The sequence below is a fragment of the Streptomyces sp. NPDC048383 genome (genome assembly GCF_040651775.1).
In the GTDB taxonomy this organism is placed as follows: domain Bacteria; phylum Actinomycetota; class Actinomycetes; order Streptomycetales; family Streptomycetaceae; genus Streptomyces.
In genome coordinates this window covers 1-5,240 of the sequence record NZ_JBEZKS010000128.1, presented here as the reverse complement: position 1 = coordinate 5,240, position 5,240 = coordinate 1, and the positions used below count along the sequence as shown (strand labels likewise).

Sequence of the window (5,240 nt, the reverse complement as noted above, 5' to 3'; positions counted from 1 at the left end):
GACACTCCCCTGCACGACCTCTTCGCAGCCCAGGCCGCACGGACACCGGACGCGATCGCGGTCACGGACGAGAACGGCAACAGCCTTACGTACGGAGAGCTCGACGGCCGCGCCAACCAGGTCGCCCGCCACCTGATCACCCGGAACGTGCGGCCCGAGCAGTTCGTGGCCCTCGTCCTGCCCAAGACGACCGACGCCATCGTCAGCATGCTCGGCGTGCTGAAAGCCGGCGCCGCCTACCTGCCCGTCGACCCCGACTACCCGACCGACCGCATCACCCACATCCTCACCGACGCCGCACCCGCGCTGACCCTCACCGAGCCCCTCTCAGCCGAGGCACTCACGTCGTACGCCGACACGCAGATCAGCGATGAGGAGCGTCCAAGCCCGTGGTCCGCCCACCACGCGGCCTACATGATCTACACCTCGGGCTCCACCGGCCGCCCCAAGGGCGTCATCATCGAACACCACGCCCTGGCCACCTACCTCCACCGAGCCCGCACCGCATACCCCGCCACCAGCGGCGCCACCCTGCTGCACTCACCCCTGGCCTTCGACCTCACCGTCACCGCCCTGTGGACCCCATTGACCAACGGCGGAACCGTCCACCTCACCAGCCTCGAAAACAGCACCCACCAACCGACACTGATCAAGGCCACACCCAGCCACCTCGCCATCCTCAACACCCTGCCGGCGACCGTGTCCCCCACCCACACCATGATCCTCGGCGGCGAAGCCCTTCACAGCGATCAACTCACCACCTGGCAGAACACCCACCCGGACACCCGGGTCATCAACGCCTACGGGCCCACCGAGAACACCGTCAACGCCACCGAATACCGCATCCCGGCCGGCGGTCTGCCCGTCGGTCCGGTCCCGATCGGCCGGCCGTTCACCAACACCCGCGCCTACGTCCTCGACAGCGCCCTCCGACCCGCAGCCCCCGGCACCGACGGCGAGCTCTACCTCGCCGGCCACCAACTCGCCCGCGGCTACCACCACCGCAGCGCGTTGACCGCCGAACGGTTCACCGCCAACCCCTACGGCCCACCCGGCAGCCGCATGTACCGCACCGGCGACATCGCCCGCTGGACCCACGACGGCCAACTCCTCTTCATCGGCCGCGCCGACCACCAGATCAAACTCCGCGGCCACCGCATCGAGCTGGGGGAGATCGAATCCGCGATCGCGTCCCAGCCCGGCGTCCTCCAGACGGCCGTCCTCCTCCGCGAGGACCAGCCCGGCGACCAACGACTCGTCGCCTACCTCGTGCCCGACCCCAGCCTCTGGAACGAGAGCGACGCCCAAGCGGGACTGGCCGAGCGCCTGCCGGAGTACATGCTTCCCTCGGCCTTCGTCACCCTCGAAGCCCTGCCGCTGACCCCCAACGGCAAGCTCGACCGCAAGGCCCTCCCCGCACCCACCTACACCGGCTCAACCGCAGGCCGCGCACCCCGCAGCCCCCGCGAAGAGATCCTCGTGTCCCTCTACGCCGAAGTGCTGGCCGTCCCCCACCTCACCATCGACGACAGCTTCTTCGACCTCGGCGGCCACTCCTTGCTGGCGACCCGCCTGGTCAGCCGCATCCGCACCACCCTCGGCGCCGAACTCTCCATCCGGCAGCTCTTCGAAACCCCCACCATCGCCGCCCTCGCCACCGCCCTCGACCGGGCAACCGAGGCCCGTACGCCCCTCACCGCCCAACCCCGCCCCGACCACATCCCGCTGTCCTACGCCCAACAGCGCCTCTGGTTCCTCCACCAATTCGAAGGCCCCAGCTCCACCTACAACACGGCTGCCGCTCTCCGTCTCACCGGTCGCCTCGACGTCGGCTCCCTGCGCCTCGCCATCGGTGACGTCGTCGCCCGCCACGAGAGCTTGCGCACCACCTTCGCCGAGGACGAGGAGCACGGTCCGCACCAGATCGTCCGGCCTGCCGATGCGGCCGAGACGCCGTTCACGGTCGTCCAGGTGAATGAGGACGAGCTAGGCGAAAAACTGACGGAGGCCGTGGGTCACTGCTTCGACCTCGGCAATGAACTCCCGCTGCGGACAGTTCTGTTCCAGGTCTCGGACGAGGAACACGTCCTGCTGCTCCTCATCCACCACATCGCCAGCGACGCCTGGTCCCGCACCCCCCTCGCCCACGACCTCACCACCGCCTACACCACCCGCACCCAGGGATCAGCCCCCCACTGGACCCCGCTCCCCGTCCAATACGCCGACTACGCCCTCTGGCAACGCCAACTCCTCGGCAACGACAACGACCCCACCACCACCGCCGGCCAGCAACTCACCCACTGGAAAAACACCCTCCACGACCTCCCCGAACAACTCGACCTCCCCACCGACCGACCCCGACCCCCCACCGCAAGCCACGCGGGCGACCGCATCACCTTCACCATCCCCACCACCACCCACACCCGCCTCACCCACTTCGCCCGCACCACCCACACCAGCACCTTCATGCTCGCCCAAACCGCCCTCGCCACCCTCCTCACCCGACTCGGCGCCGGCACCGACATCCCCATCGGCACCCCCATCGCCGGACGCACCGACGACGCCACCGACCACCTCATCGGCATGTTCATCAACACCCTCGTCCTCCGCACCAACACCAGCGGAAACCCCACCTTCCGCGAACTCCTCACCCGCATACGCGAAACCGACCTCACCGCCTACGCCCACCAAGACCTCCCCTTCGAACGCCTCGTGGAAGCCCTCAACCCCACCCGCACCCTCTCCCACCACCCCCTCTTCCAGGTGCTGTTGACCTTCAACAACACAGATCAGGAGGGCGCGCGAGCCGAGATCGCGCAGCTGCCGGGCCTGGACGTCGCGTACGAGGTGGTCGAGCGGTCGGCTTCGAAGTTCGACCTGGCGTTCACCATCTCGGAGTCGTTCGACACCGACCGGCTGCCCACGGGGATCAGCGCCTCGCTGGACTTCAGCACGGACCTCTTCGAGCGGTCGTCGGCCCAGTCGATCGCGGACCACTTCGTCCGCGTCCTGGACACCATGACCACGGCTCCCGACCGGGGCATCGAGGACTTCGAGCTCATCAGCGCTGCGGACCGCGAGCGGGTCCTGGTGGAGTGGAACGGCGACGACACCGACCACGCGGACACTCCCCTGCACGACCTCTTCGCAGCCCAGGCCGCACGGACACCGGACGCGATCGCGGTCACGGACGAGAACGGCAACAGCCTTACGTACGGGGAGCTGGACGGTCGGGCCAACCAGGTCGCCCGTCACCTGATCGCCCGGAGCGTGTGGGCGGAACAGTTCGTGGCACTGGTCCTGCCGAAGACGACTGACGCCATCGTCAGCATGCTCGGCGTGCTGAAAGCCGGCGCCGCCTACCTGCCCGTCGACCCCGACTACCCGACCGACCGGATCACCCACATCCTCAGCGACTCCGCACCCGCGCTGACCCTCACCGAGCCCCTCTCAGCCGAGGCACTCGCGTCGTACGCCGACACGCAGATCAGCGATGAGGAGCGCCTAAGCCCGTGGTCCCCCCACCACGCGGCCTACATGATCTACACCTCGGGCTCCACCGGCCGCCCCAAGGGCGTGATCATCGAACACCACGCCCTGGCCACCTACCTCCACCGGGCCCGCACCGCCTACCCCGCCACCCGCGGCACCACGGTCCTGCACTCACCGCTGGCCTTCGACCTCACGATCACCGCCCTGTGGACACCCCTGACCAACGGCGGAACCGTCCACCTGACGAGTCTCGAAAACAGCCTCCGGCAGCCGACGCTGATCAAGGCCACACCCAGCCACCTCGCCATCCTCAACACCCTGCCCGCAAGCGCATCCCCCAGCGACACCCTCATCCTGGGCGGCGAAGCCCTCCACGCAGACCAACTCACCACCTGGCAGAACAGCCACCCCCACACCCGGGTCATCAACGCCTACGGGCCCACCGAGAACACCGTCAACGCCACCGAATACCGCATCCCCGCCGACGGGGCTTCCGACGGGCCCGTCCCCATCGGCCGACCGTTCACCAACACCCGCGCCTACGTCCTCGACAGCGCCCTCCGACCCGCAGCCCCCGGCACCAACGGCGAGCTCTACCTCGCCGGCCACCAACTCGCCCGCGGCTACCACCACCGCAACGCCCTCACCGCCGAACGCTTCACCGCCAACCCCTACGGCCCACCCGGCAGCCGCATGTACCGCACCGGCGACATCGCCCGCTGGAACCACGACGGCCAACTCCTCTTCACCGGCCGCGCCGACCACCAAATCAAACTCCGCGGCCACCGCATCGAACTCGGCGAAATCGAAGCCGCACTCACCACCCAGCCCGGCATCCTCCAAGCCACCGTCCTCCTCCGCGAGGACCAGCCCGGCGACCAACGACTCGTCGCGTACGTAGTAGCCGACCCCGCCCTCTGGAACGAGAGCACCGTCCAGTCCGGACTCGCCGCTCGCCTGCCCGACTACATGCTCCCGTCGGCCTTCGTCACCCTCGAAGCCCTGCCGCTGACCCCCAACGGCAAGCTCGACCGCAAAGCCCTCCCCGCACCCACCTACACGGGCTCCGTCGCAGGCCGCGCACCCCGCAGCCCCCGCGAGGAGATCCTCGTATCCCTCTACGCCGAAGTGCTGGCGGTCCCCCACCTCACCATCGACGACAGCTTCTTCGACCTCGGGGGGCACTCACTCCTCGCCACCCGCCTGGTCAGCCGCATCCGCACCACCCTCGGCGCCGAACTCTCCATCCGGCAACTCTTCGAAACCCCCACCATCGCCGGCCTCGCCGCCACCCTCGACCAGGCAACCCAAGTCCGCACCCCGCTCACCGCCCAACCCCGCCCCGACCACATCCCGCTGTCCTACGCCCAACAGCGCCTCTGGTTCCTCCACCAACTCGAAGGCCCCAGCTCCACCTACAACATCCCCACCACACTCCGCCTGACCGGCCACCTCGACGTCGACTGCCTGCGCCTCGCCATCGGTGACGTCGTCGCCCGCCACGAGAGCCTGTGCACCACCTTCACCGAGGACGAGGAGCACGGGCCCCGTCAGGTCATCCACGCCTTCGACCCGGCGAGCTTCTTCTTCCCCGTGGTGGCAACGGAGGAGGCCGGGTTGGAGGCCCAGCTCTCCGAGGCGGCGCACCACGCCTTCGACCTGACGTCCGAGATCCCGATCCGGGCCTCGCTCTTCCGCATCACCGACGAGGAACACGTACTCCTGCTCCTCATCCACCACATCGCCGG

1 protein-coding gene is annotated in these 5,240 nt (G+C 68.9%); it reads left to right on the top strand.

Going from position 1 to position 5,240, the window contains the following annotated elements; translation table 11 throughout:
- Positions 1-5,240: amino acid adenylation domain-containing protein (locus tag AB0D46_RS38235; protein ID WP_362884683.1), on the top strand; the 5,240-nt coding region annotated here is incomplete at both ends.